Source organism: Shewanella mytili (assembly GCF_046765975.1).
In the GTDB taxonomy this organism is placed as follows: domain Bacteria; phylum Pseudomonadota; class Gammaproteobacteria; order Enterobacterales; family Shewanellaceae; genus Shewanella; species Shewanella mytili.
The window spans coordinates 15,997-35,241 of the sequence record NZ_JBKOUD010000017.1 but is presented as its reverse complement, the minus strand read 5'-3'; the positions used below and the strand labels follow the sequence as shown (position 1 = coordinate 35,241).

Sequence of the window (19,245 nt, the reverse complement as noted above, 5' to 3'; positions counted from 1 at the left end):
GTTGCTGGATGGTGCAGCCCCCATGGCTATTTGGCCCCCTGCATACTTATCCTTTTATGTAGCGTGCACTTGATGATGCAAACGCTGCACAGAATGCTAAGGCTTTGCCCTGTCTGCCAATGCCATCTTTCACGCCGGGAAATCCGCATTGGATCACGCCTGAGTGCAACATTGTGGGCTATTTCTAACAGATTAATGTATAAGAACATTCATCATACCGGCATCAGCTTATTGAGGTCACATCATGAGTAATGATGAAACTTTGCGTTTTACCGTTTCCCTGCCACAGTCATTATTTGAAGAGATAGAATCGGACATTGATGCCCGTGGTTATCAATCCCGCTCCGAATATATCCGCGATCTGTTTCGGGATCGCATTGTAGACAAACAGTGGAATAACAGCCTGGAAGATGTGGTGGGGGTACTGACCCTGATTTTTGATCACCACCAACGGGGGCTTTCTGAAAAACTGATTGAAATTCAGCACAACCATCTGGTGCATATTTTATGCAGCACCCATGTGCACATTGATCATCACCGTTGCCTGGAAACCATCATTCTCAAAGGCCAGGCCACTGAAGTGAACCAGTTGGTGAATAAAATCTCTGTACTCAAAGGGGTGAATCTGGCCCGTTTGAGCCGTGCCGGCATCGTGTAAGTTGCAAAAGCGGTAAAGGCTAAAAAAGCCGGGGTCATCATCGCCCGGCTCCCACCTGTTCCCCAGCAAGCCTGCTAACAGGCCGGCGGCAAGCGGATTTGTACCGCTAGCCCGCAAGGCGTACCCGGTTTGATGCTCAGCTGCCCTTTATGCAAGTTGATGATTTGCGCGCAAATGGACAATCCCAGCCCGGAACCCGGCACTTTTTCTTTCTCTACCCGGAAAAAACGCTCCGTCAGCTGCTGGCAGTGCGCTTCATCAAGCCCCGGGCCTGAATCAACCACCTGCAACATGACGTCGCCATTGTGCTGCGCTTGCCAGGCATGGATGCGAATGGGGCCTGCATCTCCCGAATATTTACAGGCATTTTCAATGATGTTCTTCAATACCAGTTTCAGATAAAAGGCGTCTGCACACACTTGCAGATGGGGGGGAAGCTCAAGTTGCCATTGGTAATCGGCAATCAGCGGCAGCATGTCGTTGAGCACCTGCTGCACCAGTTCACCCAAATCCACCGAGGTCACTTGCAGTTGCTCCAGGGACTCGATGCGCGACAGCAGCAACATCTGCTCCACCGTGTGGGCTATCTGTTCAATGCCTTTATCCAGCGCCTGATGATGCAGTAATATTTCGCCAGGTTCGGTAGCCTGCTGCAATCCCTGATGATGCAACTTGATCACCGCCAGCGGGGTTTTCAGCTCATGGGCCACATCGCCACTAAACTGCCGCTCGCGGGTAATGGCCGCCGTCACCCTGGCAATGTAGGCGTTAATGGCATCGCGCACCGTCATCAGCTCTGAGGGCAACTGCAGCTGCAAGGGCGTCAAATCATCCGGATGGCGCCGCTTTAACTTGTCTGCCAGCGTTTGCAACGGCTCCAACAGCCAGTAGGACAAAAACAGCATCAGCAATGCCACCAGCGGAAACACGATGGCCGGTGCAATCAGGCTGTTACCCACAATCTGCTGCACCAGCTCCTGGCGCACATCATCCCGCTGCCCCGCCATAATCCAGATGTCATCCCGGACAGAGTAGTAACAGTAGATATGCCACAGGCTGCCCTGAAACTGGTTGCGATGATACCCCTCGTTGAAATTCGCCATGGGAATGGCCGCTGAATTGGTGGAGCGCACCAACAAGTGGCCGTCAGGCTGCCAGATCTGGAACGCCAGCTTTTGCTCGTAGGCAAGATTCTTGGCACTGGCGTCCTCGTCAAAGGTTTCCACGTTGGCGGGAGTGATGGCCAGCAATAGCGGATGGGTCACCAGTGCTTGGCGGTGCTCTTCCGGCTGGGCGCCATAAAACATCTCCAGCATTTTGGCACTTTGCAGCATCTGGGCGTCAAACAGCTCTTCTATCTGCTGATGGGAGTCATGGGTACTGAGCCAGCTGGAAATCCCGATGGACAGGCTGATCCCCAGCAACATCACCCCCATCATTAACAGCCGTAATGACATGTATCACTCCACCTCTGCCAGGGTATAACCAATACCCCGCACGGTTTTAATCAGCTCCGGCGCGGTTTTGCGGCGCAGGTGATGAATGTGCACCTCAATGGAATTACTGCCCACCTCATCCCAGCCATAGGTGAGCTGCTCAAGCTGGGCCCGGGTCAGCACCCGGCCGCTGGACTGGGCCAGCTCCAGCAACAGTTGAAACTCCCGCCGGGACAGACTGACCGGCTGCCCGCGAAAACTCACTTCATGGGCATTCAAATCCATGTTGAGCGCCCCCACCACCAACAGGTTTTGATCCAGCCCGTGATGGCGCCGCACAATGGCCTTGAGGCGTGCCACCAGCTCACGCACATCAAACGGCTTGGCCAGATAGTCATCCGCACCTAAGTCCAGGCACGCCAGCTTGGTGTCAAAGTCCGTATTGGCGGTCAATACGATGGTGGGCGTGGTAATGCCCCGCTGGCGCCATTGCTGCAGCAACGTGCGGCCATTACCGTCCGGCAAGCCCAAATCCAGCACGATGGCACTGATGGCTTCATTATGAATGGCCGTTTCTGCCTGGCTGATGGTGGCAACATGATCCACCTGAAAGTCCAGTTTCTCCAGACTCAACACGATTCCCTGAGCCAACAGCTCGTTATCCTCAACTAAAAGTATGCGCATATTGATGTCAATTCTGTCGACCCGTGATGAGCCCGCCATAAAAGTTTGATGCAGTAGTGTGAGATAACCACGGGATCTTAAACTGCTTTTCCCGATAATAACGTTTCTTCCCCTGCCACTACCAGTGTTCTGACAGTATAGAAACCCTTTGCGTTTCCCTTCATGCCACCACCTGGCAATAACGGCGAATAATGCGCTTAGTTTTTGTGCGGTAATTTCAATTTATTGACCTAGATCAATTTTATGTGATTTTTATTGCGTACCATGTCTCAAATTTATTTATTTAATGACACTGGTCATACTTTTGTCATTTTCAAAAGACCACGCACAAAATCAACACAATGTGGCAGGTGCGGTGTTGGTGTGTGAACACCGCTCTTTCAGGTACAACATTAAGGCAAATCCATGGATACTCACTCAGCCCTTTATCAACAAGGACGGCAACGGCTTGATCAGCTAAAGCAGTTACCCCAACGTCAAGAACAAACACTGCAAGAGCGCTTGTTGGAATACGGCATCAGTCGCCGCGATTTCATGAAATGGACCGCGTCCGTTTCCGCATTGCTGGCACTGCCCCTGCCCTTCAGTAACTTGGTGGCGGAAGCTGCCGAACTGGCCGACCGGGTGCCGCTGGTATGGCTGCACATGGCAGAATGCACCGGTTGTTCAGAATCCCTCACCCGCGCCGACACCCCCGACCTTGACACCCTGATTTTTAACCATATTTCACTGGAGTACCACGAGACCCTGATGGCCGCTGCCGGTTGGCAGGCGGATGAAAATCTGGAGCACGCACTGGAGCACTACAAAGGCAACTATCTGCTGGCCATTGAAGGCGCCGTGCCTACCGCCAATAACGGCGCGTTTCTCACCGTGGGCTGTAAGGGCCAAACCGGCTTGCAGTCCGTGCGCACTGCCGCAGAAGGCGCCGCCGCCATCATTTCGGTTGGCACCTGTGCCTCTTTTGGTGGCGTGCAAGCCGCCGCCCCCAACCCTACGGGTGCCAAAGGGGTACATGAAGTCATCGACAAAACCGTCATCAACCTGGGGGGCTGTCCGCCCAGCGAGAAAAACATTGTGGGCACCTTGATGTATTTTGTCATGTTCGGCCGCCTGCCGGCACTGGACATGTATAACCGTCCCAAATGGGCTTATGGCGCCCGGGTGCATGACAACTGTGAACGCCGCGGCCATTTTGACTCCGGCGAGTTTGTGGAAGAGTTCAGCGATGACAGCGCCAAAAACGGTTATTGCCTGTACAAAATGGGCTGTAAAGGCCCTTACACCTACAACAACTGCCCCACTGAACGTTTCAACAGCCATGTGAGCTGGCCGGTATTGGCCGGTCATGGCTGCATCGGCTGCTCCGAACCCAACTTCTGGGATGACATGGCGGACTTTGAAAAACCGCTGGGTCGCCAGTTGCTCCATGGCCTGGATGCCACTGCCGACACCATCGGTGCGGTAATCCTCGGCGCTGCGGCGGTAGGTATTGGTGCCCATACGGTTGCCAGTCTGTTTATCGGTTCTGAGAAGGAGTAGTCCATGAACCAACGTGTTGTGATTGATCCCATCACCCGTATTGAAGGCCACCTGCGCATTGAAGTGGAAGTGGATGAACAAAATGTCATTCAAAAAGCTTGGGCATCTTCCACCTTATGGCGCGGCATTGAAGTGATCCTCAAAGGCCGTACTCCCATGGATGTGGGCCTGCTGGTACAGCGCATCTGTGGCGTATGCACCTTTTCCCATTATCGCTGCGGTACCGAAGCCGTGGAAAATGCGCTGGGCGTGAAAATTCCCCTCAACGCCCAATACCTGCGCTCGTTGATGATGACCGCGCTGCATTACCATGATCACATAGTGCATTTTTATCACCTGCATGCCCTGGACTGGGTGGACGTGCTCTCTGCCCTTAAGGCTGATCCTGCCAAGGCAGCGCAAGTGGCCATGAAGTACAGTGATGATCCCATGGCCGCCGGTGAAGGCGACTTGCACCATGTGCAGAAAAAGGTGCAGGGATTTGTGGATAAAGGACGGCTTGGCCCCTTTGCCAACGCCTACTGGGGCAATAAAACCTATCGTTTTTCACCCGAGCAGAACCTGATTGCCCTGTCGCATTACCTCAAAGCCCTCGAGATCCAACGGGTGGCGGCAGAGATGATGGCGATTTTCGGCGGCAAACAGCCACATCCCCAGTCCGTGGTGGTGGGCGGCATGACATCCGTGCGCGATCTGGTGAACCCGGCGCGGCTGCAGGAGTGGCAAACCAAGCACGATATCGTGGCGGAATTTGTTGAGCGCGCCTATAAGGCCGACATCCTCATGGCCGCCGATGCCTTTGGTGCCGAAGCCTCCGTACTGGGCGGGGTGAATGTACCCAACTTCATCTGTTGTGACGAGTTCATTGGCGCCGATGGCCAGTATGTCTTCCAGCAGGGGGTTATCCATAACCGGGATTTGAACAGTGTCACTGATGTGGACCCGGCGCTGATTGCGGAAGATGTCACCCACTCCTGGTACAAGGCGGATAAACCGCAGCACCCTTATGACGGCACCACCATTCCCGAATACACAGGCTTTGTAGAGCGCGACACGGTTTATGGCAAACTGCCCACCGTGGATGGTGACAACAAGTACAGCTGGGTGAAATCTCCCCGCTACAATGGCGAGCCCATGGAAGTGGGTCCCCTGGCCTGTCTGCTGGTGAACTATGCCAAGGGGAACCCCGTGGTCGTGGAAGCGGTGGACGAGCTGCTGCAACGCACTGGCCTGCCACTGGAAGCCCTTTACACCACCCTTGGACGCACCGCCGCCCGCATGGTGCAAACCTCCATTATCGCCAAGGAAAGCAACAAGATTTTCAACGCACTGGTGACCAACCTGAAAAGCGACGAATCCTTGTACCGTAAACCCCAGATTGACCCCAACAAGGAATACGTGGGCCATTCCATCATCGAAGCCCCTCGCGGCATGCTGAGCCACTGGGTACGGATTAAAGGCGGCGTGGTGGAAAACTATCAGGCGGTAGTGCCTACTACCTGGAATGCCGGCCCCATGGACGCCAACGGCAACATTGGCCCCTATGAAGCCTCACTGGTGGGCCTCAAACTGGAAGATCCCACCAAACCACTGGAAGTATTACGCATCATCCATTCCTTTGACCCCTGTATGGCATGTTCAGTACACATGATGGATTACAAAGGGCAATCTTTGGGTGAATTCCGTGTAGGCGCCAGTGCTTGCTAAGGAGAGTGGAAGATGAAAACCACAACGGTTTCCTATCAACAGGAAAAAGTGTTCAGCGGAGCCATCCGGGCATTTCACTGGTTACGGGCGCTGGCAATCGTATTGCTGGTTGCCACGGGGTTTTACATCTCGTGGCCCTACCTGGTGGGCGCGGATAGCACCGATGTGCTGGTGCAAGGCTGGATCCGAGTGGCGCACCTTATCTGCGGTTTTGCCCTTTGCGCCATCACCGCGGTGCGCGCCTACCTGTTCTTTTTCAGTAAAAGCGATATCGAGCGGCGCTCCTTCAAGGATGTGATGCGCCTTAGTAGCTGGATAGCCCAGATAAAATCCTATTTATGGATGGGCCACCTGAAAAAAGCCGGCGTCTATGGGCCGTTGCAGTTCATGACCTATTTTGTCATTTCACTGCTGGCAGCCTTCATGTGCGTTACCGGCTTGGTGTTATATGCCAACGTGTATCATGAAGGGCTTGGCGGCGCCTTGTGGAGTTCTGCCAGCTGGTTAACGGAAGCCATGGGCGGCCTGGCCATGGTGCGTATCTTGCACCATTATGTGACCTGGTGCTTTGTGGTGTTTCTGATTATCCATATCTACATGGCGGTATGGTTCGGGATCCGCTTCCGGCACAATGCGGTGGATGCCATTGTGTCAGGGTACGACTATCGCCCGCAACAACCCCATCCTTAAATCCTCCGTCAGGACGGGGCAAAGCGGCTGTTTTCCCCGTCCTGATGCCATAATGAACAAACACGGCATTATAAATGCGCAGATGCTATCCATATTGCTGATTTGTTATCGGTTTGTGTCACGAAAAAAAGCGATTTTCTTAACGCCAAACACAAATCTGCCGCAAATATCACAAAAAAAATTTTTAAGTGGCAGATAAAATACCTTAAAATCCGTCTGTTACGAGTCATTCGAGAGAAATGGACAATTTGTCCAAATGACGGATGCAATATTTGATCGCCATCATATTGTGAATAACTAATTAACTCTGGGCTCTCATCTTTTATAGAAAATTGATGCACCTCAAGATTTTACCGCGCCTATCCCCCTACACTAACGCTGTTAACTGTGTGAGCTTTAACGCAAATCGCCTTTTAAAAACAACATTAAGGTAAACCCATGGACACACATTCAGCCCTCTATGAACAGGGACGGAAACGGTTGGAGGAACTTCGCCAACTGCCCCCCCGTCAGGATAAATCACTGCAGGAACGCATGCTGGCGCACGGTATTACCCGTCGTGACTTCATGAAATGGAGCGCTTCGGTTACCGCCTTACTGGCACTGCCCCTGCCCTTCAGCAATCTGGTCGCAGAAGCCGCAGAACTGGCTGACCGGGTACCATTGATTTGGTTGCACTTAGCCGAGTGTACTGGTTGTTCCGAGTCTCTTGTTCGGGCCGATACTCCTAATCTCGATTCACTGATTTTTGATCATATCTCTCTGGAGTATCATGAAACCCTGATGGCCGCAGCTGGCTGGCAGGCAGAAGAAAATCTGGAACACGCACTGGAAGCCTACAAAGGCAAATACCTGCTGGCAGTTGAAGGGGCTGTGCCCACTGCCAATAATGGCGCGTTCCTGACGGTTGGCTGTAAGGGCCATACCGGTCTGGAAATCGTGAAAGAAGCTGCCGAAGGCGCTGCTGCCATTATTTCTGTTGGTACTTGTTCTTCTTTCGGTGGCATTCAGGCCGCTGCACCTAACCCTACTGGCGCCAAAGGCGTATATGAAGTGGTTGACAAAGCAGTGGTCAACTTGGGTGGTTGCCCACCAAGTGAAAAGAACATTGTCGGTACATTAATGTACTTCATCATGTTCGGTCGCTTACCCGCACTGGATATGTATAACCGGCCAAAATGGGCCTATGGCGCACGGGTACATGACAACTGTGAACGTCGTGGCCGTTTCGATGCCGGTGAATTTGTTGAGCAGTTTGGTGATGAAGGTGCCAAAGAAGGCTACTGCCTGTACAAGGTAGGCTGTAAAGGCCCTTACACTTACAACAACTGCCCTACTGAACGTTTTAACCACCATGTAAGCTGGCCCGTATTGGCAGGCCACGGCTGCATGGGTTGCTCTGAACCCAACTTCTGGGACGATATGGCTGACTTTGAAAAACCTCTTGGCCGTCAGTTGCTCCATGGTCTGGATGCCACAGCTGACACCATCGGTGCCGTCATTCTTGGTGCTACCGTCGTCGGTATCGGTGCCCACGCTGTCGCCAGTCTGTTTATCGGTTCCGAGGAGGACTAATCAATGAACCAACGTGTCGTTATCGATCCCATCACCCGTATTGAGGGTCACCTCCGCATTGAAGTGGAAGTGGATGAAAATAATGTGATTCAAAAAGCGTGGTCAGCATCTACGCTGTGGCGCGGTATTGAAGTGATCCTCAAAGGCCGTACCCCCATGGACGTTGGCCTGATTGTGCAACGTATCTGTGGTGTATGTACCTATTCTCACTACCGTTGCGGTACTGAAGCGGTAGAAGATGCACTGGGCATTAAAATCCCGCTGAACGCCCGTTACCTGCGTTCACTGATGCACACTTCCCTGTTCATGCATGACCACGTGGTGCATTTCTATCACCTGCACGGTCTGGACTGGGTGGATGTTGTCTCTGCACTGAGCGCTGACCCCGTGAAAGCCGCCCAGGTTGCATTGCAATACACCGACAAGCCTATTGCCGCTGGCGAAGGCGAACTGCGCGCCGTGCAGGAACGGGTAAAAGGCTTTGTTGAAACCGGTAAACTTGGCCCATTCGCCAATGCTTACTGGGGCAACGGAACTTACAAGTTCACCCCAGAACAAAACCTGATTGCCTTGTCTCACTACCTGAAAGCGCTGGAAGTGCAACGCATTGCAGCAGAAATGCTGGCCATCTTCGGTGGTAAGCAGCCCCATCCACAATCCCTGGTTGTCGGTGGTGTGACTTCTGTACGTGACATGCTGAGCCCTGCCCGCTTGCAAGAGTGGAAACAGAAACACGATATCGTGGCCGACTTTATTGAGCGCGCTTATAAAGCCGACGTTATCATGGCGGCTGAAGCCTTCGGCAAGGAACCTTCCGTGCTGGGCGGCGTGAAAATCCACAACTTCATGGCGACCAATGATTTCGTGACTGCGGACGGTGAATACATCTTCCAGCAGGGTGTGATCATGAACGGCGACCTGAGCAATGTCACCGACATCAATCCTAACCTGATTGCCGAAGACGTGACTCACGCTTGGTATAAAGCCGATGATGCCCAGCATCCTTATGACGGTACCACAGTGCCTGATTACACCGGTTTTGTTGAACGCGACACCGTATATGGCAAACTGCCTACCGTGGACGGCGACAACAAGTACAGCTGGGTGAAATCACCACGCTACAACGGCGAGCCTGTTGAAGTGGGTCCACTGTCCTGCCTGCTGGTGAACTATGCCAAAGGCAACCAGGTGGTGGTTGATGCGGTTAATGGCCTGCTGCAACGCACCGGTCTGCCAATCGAAGCCCTGTTCACCACATTGGGTCGTACTGCCGCCCGCATGCTGCAGACCTCCATTGTGGCCAAGGAAAGCATGAAGACCTTCAACGCCCTGCTGACCAACATGCTGAGCGATGAATCCACCTACGTGCAACCTGTGATTGACCCCAACAAAGAATACCGCGGTGTTGGCATGATTGAAGCCCCACGTGGCATGTTGAGTCACTGGATCCGCATCAAGGGCGGCTTGGTAGAAAACTATCAGGCAGTGGTACCTACCACCTGGAACGCAGGTCCTGTGGATGCCAATGGCAAAATCGGCCCCTATGAAGCATCTCTGGTGGGCTTGAAACTGGAAGATCCAACTAAACCGCTGGAAGTTATTCGTATTATCCACTCATTTGACCCATGTATGGCCTGTGCCGTGCATGTTATGGATTACAAAGGTCAGTCTATGGGTGAATTCCGCGTTGATCCCAACGGCCTGTAAGGAGGGAAAGTGTTATGGCAGCAAGTATTGCCTATAAACAGGTAAAAGTCTTTAGTGCCGCAATACGTATCTTTCACTGGCTGAGAGCGCTGGCGATTGCAATACTGGTGGCTACCGGTCTCTATATTTCGTGGCCTTACGTGGTGGGTGCTGATTCCACTGACGTATTGGTTCAGGGCTGGATCCGCTTTGCGCATCTGGTGTTTGGCTTCGTGTTGTGTGCCATCACCCTGGCTCGTGCTTATCTGTTTTTCTTCAGTAAAAGCGATATCGAGCGACGCTCCTTCAAGGACGTCATGTGCTTCAAAAGCTGGATTGCACAGATTAAGTCCTATCTGTGGATGGGCCATCTGAACAAGGCCGGGGTCTACGGACCTTTGCAGTTCATGACTTATTTTGCGATATCTGTCATGGCTGGATTGATCTGTATCACCGGGCTGGTATTGTATGCCAACGTTTACCACGACGGCTTGGGTGGCGCGATGTGGAGTTCTGCCGCATGGCTTACCGAAGCAATGGGTGGCCTGGCCATGGTGCGTATCTGGCACCATTACATGACCTGGGTGTTCATCATCTTCGTGGTAATCCACGTTTATATGGCTGTCTGGTATGGTCTGCGCTTCAAACACAATGCGGTAGACGCCATTGTGTCAGGATACGATTACCATCCAGAAAAACACTAGGAGCCCAATGTCCCCAATGAAATTACTATTATTGGGAATTGGCAATGTACTGTACGCCGATGAGGGTATCGGCGTACATTTTGTCAATTATATTCATGCAAACTACCGCTTCTCCCATCCAGAGCATGAGCTGGTGATGCTCGATGGCGGCACGCTGGCCCAGGGTCTCACCCCGATTATCAGTCAATACGATGCACTGATTGTGGTGGATACCATCAATGCGGCTGACTGCGGCCCCGGAGAAGTTTACTTTTTCGATTTTGATCAAGCCCCCCCAGAAGTTGACTGGCAAGGCAGCGCCCATGAAGTGGAGATGCTGCAAACCCTGACAATGATGGAAATGCTGGGCGATCGTCCCCATACCATGGTACTGGGCGTAACACCCACCGTTATTGAACCCATGACCTTAGGGTTAACCGAACGCATTGCAGCTGCGGTACCGGTTATGGAACGTACCCTTATCCATTACCTACAAAATCTTGGATGGCAATGTGAGCGCATTTCCCACACTGACATTGCAGATCTGATTCCGCAATCCTACAAACCCCGTCTGTCCATGGGCGACAGAAGCAGCGGCCAAGCCGCGTGCCGGCAGGAAACGCAGGACACCGATTAATAATGAAATTGCTGAGATTCGAGTTTGACTGTTCCAGACAGGTACCTTGGTATGGTTACTTATGCAATCAATACCTTAATTACCAACCGCTTAAATTAACGGTTGCACTGCAGGCCGTCCGCCATCAGGCCGACGCCCACCTGGAACAACAGAAAAAACCTGTGGTCACCTGGCGTTACATATTGGAAGCCGAAGGTGAGCAGGCCGCACTGGAACAGTTGGCAGACAGCATTGCCGCCGACTTTTTGCTGAGTGTCTACCTGCTGGACTCGCGCATGCTGTTGGCCACTGAGCGTGTGGGTGATGATCAACCCATTGCCGTTGCCAGCGCACAACTGCCCTTTTGCCAACATTGCCAGCCCCGCTTTGGCGATAACCAGCATGGCGAGTTTGCCAATCTGGGGCTGGCCTGCGATCACTGCCATGGTGATCAGGCCATCAGCCAGGCTGACAGCGTAGCCTCATTGCAGCGGACGGACTTGCAACAGCTGGCCGGCAAACTGCTGGAAGGCGAAACCCTGCAGCTTGACGACGTGACAGGCCCGTTGCAGCTTAGCCGTCATCCGCTGGGTCAGGGACGCCAACAACTGTTGATTTGTAATCCCAACACGCTTAACGGCTTGTTCCAGGTCAGCGACAACGAAGTATTGGCCCTCTCCTCCCTTGAGAAACCCCAGTTACTGCTGCGGCCCGTAGCCGATGCCGGTTTGTCAGCACCGCTCTACGAAGTGGGCTTTGCCGCCTCACGCCTGCAACTGGTACTGGCAGAGTTCTTGCGGGTAAAAGGCATTGATGCCATTTATTGCCGCCGGGCACAGCAGGCACTGCATGCCCATGCGTTGGGAATGGATGTGCCGGTAGCAGCCCCCAAGGTGCTGCTGACCAAAGCCCTGTTGGGGCAGTCACTGTCGGAAACCCTCCATGACAATGCCCGCTTTGCCCAGTACACCGCTACAGCCACTGGCAAACGGCAGCAACAGCAAATTGCCGTAACATACAATGCTGATGTTAATGTCTGGGATTCCACCTCAGGTAGCACGGCAGCCCAATGTGCCCTGTTGGGCGTTGGCGCAGAAGCCGGCAGTCAAAAAAACCTGGGATTGCTTTATTTCAGTGATGAGTATGTCAGTCAGCTACTGACCTCTGATAACGACGGCAAAATCAGCTGCTTTATGCAGGTGCCTGAGCTGCCAGCCACTGGCCGGGACATCATTGCCGCCATGGAGCAAAGCCCCCAGCAAGATGTGTTGGCAAAATTTGCCGAACGCTATCCGGCGCTGTATCAGCGTTTGCAACAGCTGGATCTCAGCCATTGCCCCAAACAGAGCCTGAAAACCCTGTGGATTGTGGCAGCGGTTATCATCGGCATTGAAGGGCAAGACACCGAACAACTGGCCGACGGTTTCGTGGCGGCCGCCATGAGCAACACCGGCGCCAATGCCCCGCGCATTGACTATCCGCTGGTATCCGGCGATAGTGCCAGCTTCAACTGGTGCAAGACACTGGGTACGTTAATCAGTTTCCGCCTGGCGGGGGCTGACAATGCCGCCAACCTGGCGTTTGCCATGAATGACTCACTGGCAGACTTCATTGCCAACTGGATTGAGAGGCTGGATCTGAATACGGCCATTCACCGGGTGTATCTGGCCGGCAGCAGTTTTGCCAATCAGGTACTGGGTCGACGCATTGCCCTGCGCCTTGGCAAAAACTTCCCGTTAGGGGTGAGCCAGATGCAGGATCTTGATGGTGCGTTACTGGCCACCGGCGCGCTTTACCTGCGTCAACGTCGGAGATAACACATGCCTGAAACTGTCACATCCCCATCGCCATGCATTGCCCACAGTGCATTGCAAGCCCGGTGTTACCATGTGACAGGTATTGTCCAGGGGGTGGGTTTCCGCCCCTGGATTTATCAACTGGCAAGCCGTTATCAATTATGCGGCCATGTGCTTAATAACGGCGAAGGCGTGACCATTGTGGTACAGGCGGATATGGCCTCACTGCAAGCCTTTGATGATGCCCTGCACCATGAACAGCCCCCCCTGGCCCGTATCGACAGTTTGCAATACGACACCGTTGAAGTAACGCCACAGCTGACAGACTTCACCATTCATCAAAGTACCGCCAGTGCCCAGGCATTTGTGGCTGTCGGTACGGACAAAAGCAGTTGCGAACAATGTTTGCAAGAAATTCGCGATCCGGCCAATCGCCATTATCGTTACCCCTTTACCAACTGCACCCACTGCGGCCCCCGTTACACCATCATCAATCACCTGCCTTATGATCGCCACAACACGTCCATGGCCACCTTTGCCATGTGTGACGAGTGCAAGGCAGCCTATGAAAACCCGTTGGACAGGCGCTATCACGCCCAACCGGTAAGCTGCCCCAAATGCGGGCCGCAGCTGCGTTATGTGGACATTGACGGCCAAGAGCTTGCCAACCGGGACAATGCCTTGAGCATGGCTGTAGCGGCTCTGAAAACGGGTAAAATCCTTGCCATCAAAGGATTAGGCGGTTTTCATCTGGTGTGCGATGCCAGCAACCATCAGGCGGTAAGCGCCTTAAGGCAACGCAAACAGCGCCCAGCTAAACCCCTGGCGGTCATGGTGGCAGATTTGGCCATGGCAAAGCGTTATGCCACGGCGTCTGCTGCCGAGTGGCAACTGCTTGTCAGTCAGGAACGCCCCATTGTCTTGCTGCAAAAAGCTGCCCCTGACACTGCCATGCCATTAAGTGATGCCGTGGCGCCGGGGATTGACCGCATCGGGCTGTTCATGCCCTATACCCCGCTGCATACACTGTTACTCGACGCCTTGCAAAAACCCCTGGTGGCCACCAGCGCCAATCTTTCCGGGGAACCCATCATTACCGAAGGCAGCGAGATTCTGGCACAACTGGCCAGCAGCCCCTTTAGCGTAATTGATGCCATGCTGGATCATAACCGCCCCATCCTGAACGGTTGCGATGATTCAGTGGTGCAAATGTGTGGCGATGAACTGCAGGTGCTCAGGCTCGCCAGAGGCTACGCACCGCTGAGTTTACCCAGCAAACAGCTGGCCGCTTGCAAGCTGCCGTCCGTTTTGGCCGTGGGTCCCCAGCAAAAAAACACCCTGGCGCTCAATATCGGCCACACCCTGTATCTTAGCCCGCACATTGGCGATCTTTTCAGCATGGGTGCAGAAGGTTATTTCCAGCGCACGCTGGCCAGTTTCAAGCGGATGTACCACTTTAATGCCGATGCCATAGTGCGCGACATGCACCCCCATTACGCTTCCAGCCGTTGGGCCATGGCCCAGTCCCGTCCGCTGATTACCGTGCAACACCACTATGCCCACGTGTTGGCCACCTTGGCAGCCAATGATTATCAAGGGCAAGTGCTGGGATTCAGCTTTGATGGCACCGGCCTTGGCGATGACGGCGAACTGTGGGGAGGAGAGTTGTTACTGGCAGATAACCGCCATTTTGAGCGCTTGGCCAGCATCAGCCCGTTTGCCCTGCTGGGCAATGAGCAAGCCATCAAATCACCGTTCAGGCTCACCCTGGCACTGCTACTGCAACGATTCGGTATTGACGATATCATCAATATGCAGCTGCCGGCATTTGCCCACTGCAGCCCGGCATTATTGCGCAATCTGGCAAAGATTTGTGCCACCGCCAAAATGCCGAAGTCTCACTCCATCGGCAGACTTTTTGATGCACTGGCGGTATTGTTAGGCCTGATGCAAGACACCCAGTACGAAGGTCAGGCCGGCATTTTGATTGAAACCCTGGCCCGCCGGGCGGAGACAGCAGGTAAAATGGCGCAAGCCAAGGCGTTGCAGCTGCAACTTCCCTTGCGCCCCCATCCCCAACTCTCCTTGGGACAATGGGATACGGCAGCCCTGTTTGCCCAACTGCTTGAGGCCCAGCAGCAACAGGTGGATAACGGCGTCATTGCCATCGCCTTCATGCAGGCCTTGGGCGATGCCATCTGCCACAGCGCCATGCTGGCGCGACAACAATTAAACAAGCACTTGCCGGTGGTACTCACTGGCGGTGTTTTTCAGAACAGATTTTTAACCGAGTACTGCTATCAAAAACTGAATCAACACCAGATCCCTCGCCTAGCGCAGCATCTGGTACCGGTGAATGATGGCGGTATTGCTTTGGGACAGTTGTGGTATGGTCTGCAACAGCACTGCCACACTGCCTGAAACCCAATTTAATGCGGCTGACGATGTCGTGTCAGCCCACAGTCAAACCGGAGTTTGCTATGTGTAAAGATTGCGGTTGTTCTATTGCAGGACATGATCACAGCCATGATCACCATCATCATGAGTTGTCTACCAACCCTCAGCTCAATGACAAGAAAACCTTGTCTGTCATCAATAAAATCCTTGATAAGAATGACGTGGAAGCCGCGCATAACCGTGAGCATTTTGAAGAACATGGGGTCATGGCATTCAACCTGATGAGCAGCCCTGGCTCAGGTAAAACCACCCTGCTGGAACACCTGGCCGAATACACCGGTAAAAAATACTGCGTGATTGAAGGGGATCTGGAAACCTCCCGTGATGCGGATCGCTTGAAAGCCAAAGGGATCAGCGCCGTGCAAATTCAAACCGGCAGCGCCTGTCATCTGGATGCCTTTATGGTACACGGCGCCTTGCATCAACAGCCTCTGGATAGCATGGACATCTGCTTTGTGGAAAACGTCGGCAACCTGGTGTGCCCTGCCAGTTACGATGTGGGTACCCATAAAAACGTGGTGCTGGTTTCCGTACCGGAAGGCGAAGACAAGATTGAAAAATATCCGGTGATGTTCCGCAAGGCCGATGTGGTGTTCATCACCAAATGCGACCTGCTGCCCTACTTTGACTTTGACACCGAAGTGGCCAAAAACCAGGTGCTGAAACTCAACCCAGAGGCCAAGGTCATCTGCGTTTCAGTAAAAGAGCCTGAAAGCATGCAAGAAGTGGCGCAGTGGTTCGAAACCGAACTTGCCGCCTTTCATTCACGTGTGGAGACTGCCTAATGTGTCTGTCAATTCCGTCCCAAGTGGTAGAACTGCACCCTGAAAGCCAGAGCGTTACCGTGGACACGCTGGGGGTAAAACGTACCGTTAGCTGTCACCTGATGGATGAGCCTCTGAACATCGGGGATTATGTACTGATCCATATCGGTTTCGTGATGAACAAAATCGATGCGGACGCCGCCGCCGAAAGTCTGGCGCTGTACAAGGAAATTGTGGAAAAAATGGAGGCCGCTGATGCCTGAGCTGCAACTCAAGCAGCTATACGACGGTTTTCGAGATCCCCGTACCGTTGCCGAGCTGGCTGAACAAATCAAGCAGTTGGCCCCCAAGCTGCAAGCACCGGTCAACGTGATGGAAGTGTGTGGCGGACACACTCACACCATCATGAAATACGGTCTCTTGCAGCTGCTGCCGGATAACATCGAATTTATTCACGGCCCAGGCTGCCCGGTTTGCATCATGCCCAAAGAACGCATTGACCAGGCTGCGGCCTTGGCCCAGCAACCCGATGTCATTCTGGTGACCCTGGGTGACATGATCCGGGTGCCCGGCTCACAAGGTTCACTGGCGCAATTTCGCGCCAAAGGCTGCGATATCCGTCCGATATACATGCCGCTGGACGCACTGAAAATCGCCCGGGAAAACCCGGACAAAACCGTGGTGTATTTCGCCATCGGTTTTGAAACCTCCACCCCCATGACCGCCGTACTGCTGGAGCAGGCAGAAAAACTGGGGATCAACAATTTGTTGTTCCACATCAACCATGTGCTGGTGCCACCAGCCATTGATGCGGTGATGGCCGATCCGGAAACACGGGTGAACGCCTTTATCGGCCCGTCGCATGTAAGCGTCATCACCGGCAGCCAGATTTATCAACCAACCGTGGATAAATACCACACCCCGGTAGTGGTGTCCGGCTTTGAACCCGTGGATGTGATGCAGTCGATTTTATCCATCGTCAAGCAGAAAGTGGAAAACCGCTGCGAACTGGAAAACCAGTATAACCGCGCCGTCAGCTACAAGGGCAACGAAGCGGCACAGCAAAAGGTGAACACCTATTTCACCATCCGCCCCAGCTTCCGCTGGCGAGGTCTGGGCCCCATTCCCAACTCGGCACTGATGCTGAAACCGGAATACCGCCATCGTGATGCCGAAATCAAATATGCAGCGCGGTTGCCCGTAAAAGAAATTGATGATCATAAAGCCTGTCAGTGCGGTGATATTCTGCGTGGCAAAGCCAAACCCCAAGACTGCAAGGTCTTTGGTCGCGGCTGCACTCCGCAAACACCACTTGGCAGCTGCATGGTAAGTTCCGAAGGGGCGTGCAACGCCTACTATCGTTACGCAGGAGTAAAATAACCATGTCAACCCCAAAACAAATCCAGCTCAGTCATGGCGGCGGTGGCCGCGAAATGGCGGAGCTGATTGGCAAACTGTTTTTTGAAGCGTTCGATAACCAGATCCTGCGTCAGGAAGAGGATGCTGCCAGCTTGAATGTGACTGGCCCCATTGCGTTTACCACTGACTCGTTTGTGGTATCGCCGCTGTTTTTCAAAGGCGGCAATATCGGCAAGCTGGCCATTGCCGGTACCGTTAACGATCTGGCAATGATGGGTGCCGTCCCACAGTACCTCAGCTGCGGCTTCATCATCGAAGAAGGCTTTGAAATTGCCAAGCTCAAAGAGATTGTGCACACCATGGCGGATGAACTGCACAAAAGCGGCGCCAAGATTGTGTGCGGCGATACCAAGGTTGTGCCCAAAGGCTGCGCCGATGGCGTATTCATCAACACCTCAGGGGTAGGCCGCATCATCAAACCCGGAATTTCGGTACATGCCGTGCGCCCGGGAGATGCCATCATTTTGTCCCGGGATATCGGCTGCCACGGCGCCACCGTACTGGCGGCCCGTGAGGGACTGGAGCTGGAAACCGAACTGGCCTCCGATTGCGCCACCCTGTGGCCCATGGTTGAACAGTTGATTGCGGCCAATCTTGACATTCACGCCATGCGTGATGCCACCCGTGGCGGCATTGCCGCAGTGCTTAACGAATGGGCCAAAGCGGCCGGTGTAGGCATTGAGCTTAACGAAGCGGCCATTCCGGTACGTGATGAAGTGCGCGGCGTGTGTGAGCTATACGGTTTTGAACCTTGGGATCTGGCAAACGAAGGCACTTTTGTCATCGCCCTGCCCCAGGAAATTGCCGCCAAGGCCATTGAGGTCATGCACCAGTTCTGCGATTGCAACCAGGCGCAGATTGTGGGCACGGTCACTGAAGATAACCAGGGCAAAGTGATTTTGCATTCCCCTTGGGGCAGCAAACGCTATCTGGAGTTGCCTGCCGGTGAACTGCTGCCGAGGATCTGCTGATGCACGAGTTTTCCATTGTCAGCGCCTTAATTGACCAGTGTGAAAAACTGGCCAAGCAACATCAGGCAAAGGGCATTGCCCGCGTGGCAGTCAAAATCGGCGCACTGAGCGGGGTGGAGCCACAACTGGTGAAAACCGCGTTTGACACCTTCCGTGAAGACGGCATGTGCCAAGGCGCCGAGCTGGAAATGGATGTGGCACCACTGGAGCTGGACTGCAAGGCCTGTGGTGCCCACTCGGTACCGGATGAAATTGCCTATCTGTGCCCTGTCTGTCACAGCCGCGACATCAAGGTCAGTGGCGGTGAAGAGATGCTGCTCATGCAATTAGAGCTGATTTACGATTAATCCCTCCGGGTCGCAGCCATGACTGCGGCCCGTCATTTTCCCTAACATCACCTGTCGCCTGTTGGCATTTCCTGCCCATATGCCGGCTTTGTCACTCATTCGATTGAGCGTGCATTTATCCATTCACAGACACGGCATTTCCCCCCTGAAAAACCCGTTAAAACTCCAGTTTGATATCTGCTAATATTGCTTTTGCAACTATTTCTTATTGTTT

17 protein-coding genes are annotated in these 19,245 nt (G+C 53.6%); 15 read left to right on the top strand and 2 right to left on the bottom strand.

Going from position 1 to position 19,245, the window contains the following annotated elements; translation table 11 throughout:
• Positions 1-244: 244 nt before the first annotated feature.
• The gene (gene nikR, locus ACIDEJ_RS13775) at positions 245-658 is read left to right on the top strand and encodes a nickel-responsive transcriptional regulator NikR (protein ID WP_411988642.1); all 414 of its coding nucleotides are present in this window, start codon (positions 245-247) and stop codon (positions 656-658) included.
• Between the two features lie 74 nt (positions 659-732).
• On the opposite strand, the gene ACIDEJ_RS13770 is transcribed toward nikR, so the two are convergent.
• Positions 733-2,115 carry an ATP-binding protein gene (locus tag ACIDEJ_RS13770; protein WP_411988641.1) on the bottom strand — a complete coding sequence of 461 codons (1,383 nt, stop codon included), beginning with the start codon at positions 2,113-2,115 and terminating at the stop codon, positions 733-735.
• Positions 2,116-2,118: 3 nt separating this feature from the next.
• Positions 2,119-2,778: a response regulator gene (locus ACIDEJ_RS13765; RefSeq protein WP_411988640.1), complete on the bottom strand. Its 660-nt coding sequence runs from the start codon at positions 2,776-2,778 to the stop codon at positions 2,119-2,121.
• A 405-nt stretch (positions 2,779-3,183) separates the two neighbouring features.
• On the opposite strand from ACIDEJ_RS13765, the gene hyaA (ACIDEJ_RS13760) reads away from it, so the two are divergent.
• The 14 genes from hyaA (ACIDEJ_RS13760) (at position 3,184) to hypA (ending at position 19,031) form a co-directional block, all read left to right on the top strand.
• The gene (gene hyaA / locus ACIDEJ_RS13760) at positions 3,184-4,320 is read left to right on the top strand and encodes a nickel-dependent hydrogenase small subunit (RefSeq protein WP_411988639.1); all 1,137 of its coding nucleotides are present in this window, start codon (positions 3,184-3,186) and stop codon (positions 4,318-4,320) included.
• Positions 4,321-4,323: 3 nt separating this feature from the next.
• The gene (locus tag ACIDEJ_RS13755) at positions 4,324-6,027 is read left to right on the top strand and encodes a nickel-dependent hydrogenase large subunit (RefSeq protein WP_411988638.1); all 1,704 of its coding nucleotides are present in this window, start codon (positions 4,324-4,326) and stop codon (positions 6,025-6,027) included.
• Between the two features lie 12 nt (positions 6,028-6,039).
• Positions 6,040-6,717, top strand: coding sequence for a Ni/Fe-hydrogenase, b-type cytochrome subunit (gene cybH, locus ACIDEJ_RS13750; protein ID WP_411988637.1), 678 nt, complete (start codon positions 6,040-6,042; stop codon positions 6,715-6,717).
• Positions 6,718-7,155: 438 nt separating this feature from the next.
• Complete coding sequence (gene hyaA / locus ACIDEJ_RS13745; RefSeq protein ID WP_411988636.1) at positions 7,156-8,292, top strand: nickel-dependent hydrogenase small subunit; 1,137 nt, start codon at positions 7,156-7,158, stop codon at positions 8,290-8,292.
• Between the two features lie 3 nt (positions 8,293-8,295).
• Positions 8,296-9,999: a nickel-dependent hydrogenase large subunit gene (gene hyaB, locus ACIDEJ_RS13740; RefSeq protein ID WP_411988635.1), complete on the top strand. Its 1,704-nt coding sequence runs from the start codon at positions 8,296-8,298 to the stop codon at positions 9,997-9,999.
• A gap of 14 nt (positions 10,000-10,013) precedes the next feature.
• Positions 10,014-10,682, top strand: coding sequence for a Ni/Fe-hydrogenase, b-type cytochrome subunit (gene cybH / locus ACIDEJ_RS13735; RefSeq protein WP_411988634.1), 669 nt, complete (start codon positions 10,014-10,016; stop codon positions 10,680-10,682).
• A gap of 16 nt (positions 10,683-10,698) precedes the next feature.
• Positions 10,699-11,298 carry a HyaD/HybD family hydrogenase maturation endopeptidase gene (locus tag ACIDEJ_RS13730; protein WP_411988633.1) on the top strand — a complete coding sequence of 200 codons (600 nt, stop codon included), beginning with the start codon at positions 10,699-10,701 and terminating at the stop codon, positions 11,296-11,298.
• Positions 11,299-11,300: 2 nt separating this feature from the next.
• On the top strand, positions 11,301-13,094 hold the full coding sequence (locus ACIDEJ_RS13725; RefSeq protein ID WP_411988632.1) for a NiFe hydrogenase: 1,794 nt from the start codon (positions 11,301-11,303) through the stop codon (positions 13,092-13,094).
• Positions 13,095-13,166: 72 nt separating this feature from the next.
• Positions 13,167-15,494, top strand: a complete 2,328-nt coding sequence (hypF, locus tag ACIDEJ_RS13720) for a carbamoyltransferase HypF (RefSeq protein ID WP_411988631.1) — start codon at positions 13,167-13,169, stop codon at positions 15,492-15,494.
• Positions 15,495-15,553: 59 nt separating this feature from the next.
• On the top strand, positions 15,554-16,315 hold the full coding sequence (gene hypB / locus ACIDEJ_RS13715) for a hydrogenase nickel incorporation protein HypB (RefSeq protein WP_411988630.1): 762 nt from the start codon (positions 15,554-15,556) through the stop codon (positions 16,313-16,315).
• Positions 16,315-16,557, top strand: a complete 243-nt coding sequence (locus tag ACIDEJ_RS13710; protein WP_411988629.1) for a HypC/HybG/HupF family hydrogenase formation chaperone — start codon at positions 16,315-16,317, stop codon at positions 16,555-16,557. Before hypB ends, ACIDEJ_RS13710 begins: the two co-directional genes overlap by 1 nt.
• Entirely contained in the window at positions 16,550-17,674 is a 1,125-nt protein-coding gene (gene hypD / locus ACIDEJ_RS13705; RefSeq protein ID WP_411988628.1) for a hydrogenase formation protein HypD, read from the top strand. The genes ACIDEJ_RS13710 and hypD overlap by 8 nt, the downstream gene beginning before the upstream one ends.
• A gap of 2 nt (positions 17,675-17,676) precedes the next feature.
• The gene (gene hypE, locus ACIDEJ_RS13700; protein ID WP_411988627.1) at positions 17,677-18,684 is read left to right on the top strand and encodes a hydrogenase expression/formation protein HypE; all 1,008 of its coding nucleotides are present in this window, start codon (positions 17,677-17,679) and stop codon (positions 18,682-18,684) included.
• Positions 18,684-19,031: a hydrogenase/urease nickel incorporation protein HypA gene (hypA, locus tag ACIDEJ_RS13695; protein WP_411988626.1), complete on the top strand. Its 348-nt coding sequence runs from the start codon at positions 18,684-18,686 to the stop codon at positions 19,029-19,031. The genes hypE and hypA overlap by 1 nt, the downstream gene beginning before the upstream one ends.
• Positions 19,032-19,245: the final 214 nt, after the last annotated feature.

Excerpts from the sequence above, each read along its gene's own strand:
- nikR (WP_411988642.1), top strand. The coding sequence starts at position 245 with ATGAGTAATGATGAAACTTTGCGTTTTACCGTTTCCCTGCCACAGTCA.
- hyaB (WP_411988635.1), top strand. The coding sequence starts at position 8,296 with ATGAACCAACGTGTCGTTATCGATCCCATCACCCGTATTGAGGGTCAC.
- ACIDEJ_RS13730 (WP_411988633.1), top strand. The coding sequence starts at position 10,699 with ATGAAATTACTATTATTGGGAATTGGCAATGTACTGTACGCCGATGAG.
- ACIDEJ_RS13710 (WP_411988629.1), top strand. The coding sequence starts at position 16,315 with ATGTGTCTGTCAATTCCGTCCCAAGTGGTAGAACTGCACCCTGAAAGC.
- ACIDEJ_RS13765 (WP_411988640.1), bottom strand. The coding sequence starts at position 2,778 with ATGCGCATACTTTTAGTTGAGGATAACGAGCTGTTGGCTCAGGGAATC.
- hypD (WP_411988628.1), top strand. The coding sequence starts at position 16,550 with ATGCCTGAGCTGCAACTCAAGCAGCTATACGACGGTTTTCGAGATCCC.
- hyaA (WP_411988636.1), top strand. The coding sequence starts at position 7,156 with ATGGACACACATTCAGCCCTCTATGAACAGGGACGGAAACGGTTGGAG.
- hypB (WP_411988630.1), top strand. The coding sequence starts at position 15,554 with ATGTGTAAAGATTGCGGTTGTTCTATTGCAGGACATGATCACAGCCAT.
- cybH (WP_411988634.1), top strand. The coding sequence starts at position 10,014 with ATGGCAGCAAGTATTGCCTATAAACAGGTAAAAGTCTTTAGTGCCGCA.
- hyaA (WP_411988639.1), top strand. The coding sequence starts at position 3,184 with ATGGATACTCACTCAGCCCTTTATCAACAAGGACGGCAACGGCTTGAT.
- hypA (WP_411988626.1), top strand. The coding sequence starts at position 18,684 with ATGCACGAGTTTTCCATTGTCAGCGCCTTAATTGACCAGTGTGAAAAA.
- ACIDEJ_RS13755 (WP_411988638.1), top strand. The coding sequence starts at position 4,324 with ATGAACCAACGTGTTGTGATTGATCCCATCACCCGTATTGAAGGCCAC.
- hypE (WP_411988627.1), top strand. The coding sequence starts at position 17,677 with ATGTCAACCCCAAAACAAATCCAGCTCAGTCATGGCGGCGGTGGCCGC.
- ACIDEJ_RS13725 (WP_411988632.1), top strand. The coding sequence starts at position 11,301 with ATGAAATTGCTGAGATTCGAGTTTGACTGTTCCAGACAGGTACCTTGG.
- cybH (WP_411988637.1), top strand. The coding sequence starts at position 6,040 with ATGAAAACCACAACGGTTTCCTATCAACAGGAAAAAGTGTTCAGCGGA.
- ACIDEJ_RS13770 (WP_411988641.1), bottom strand. The coding sequence starts at position 2,115 with ATGTCATTACGGCTGTTAATGATGGGGGTGATGTTGCTGGGGATCAGC.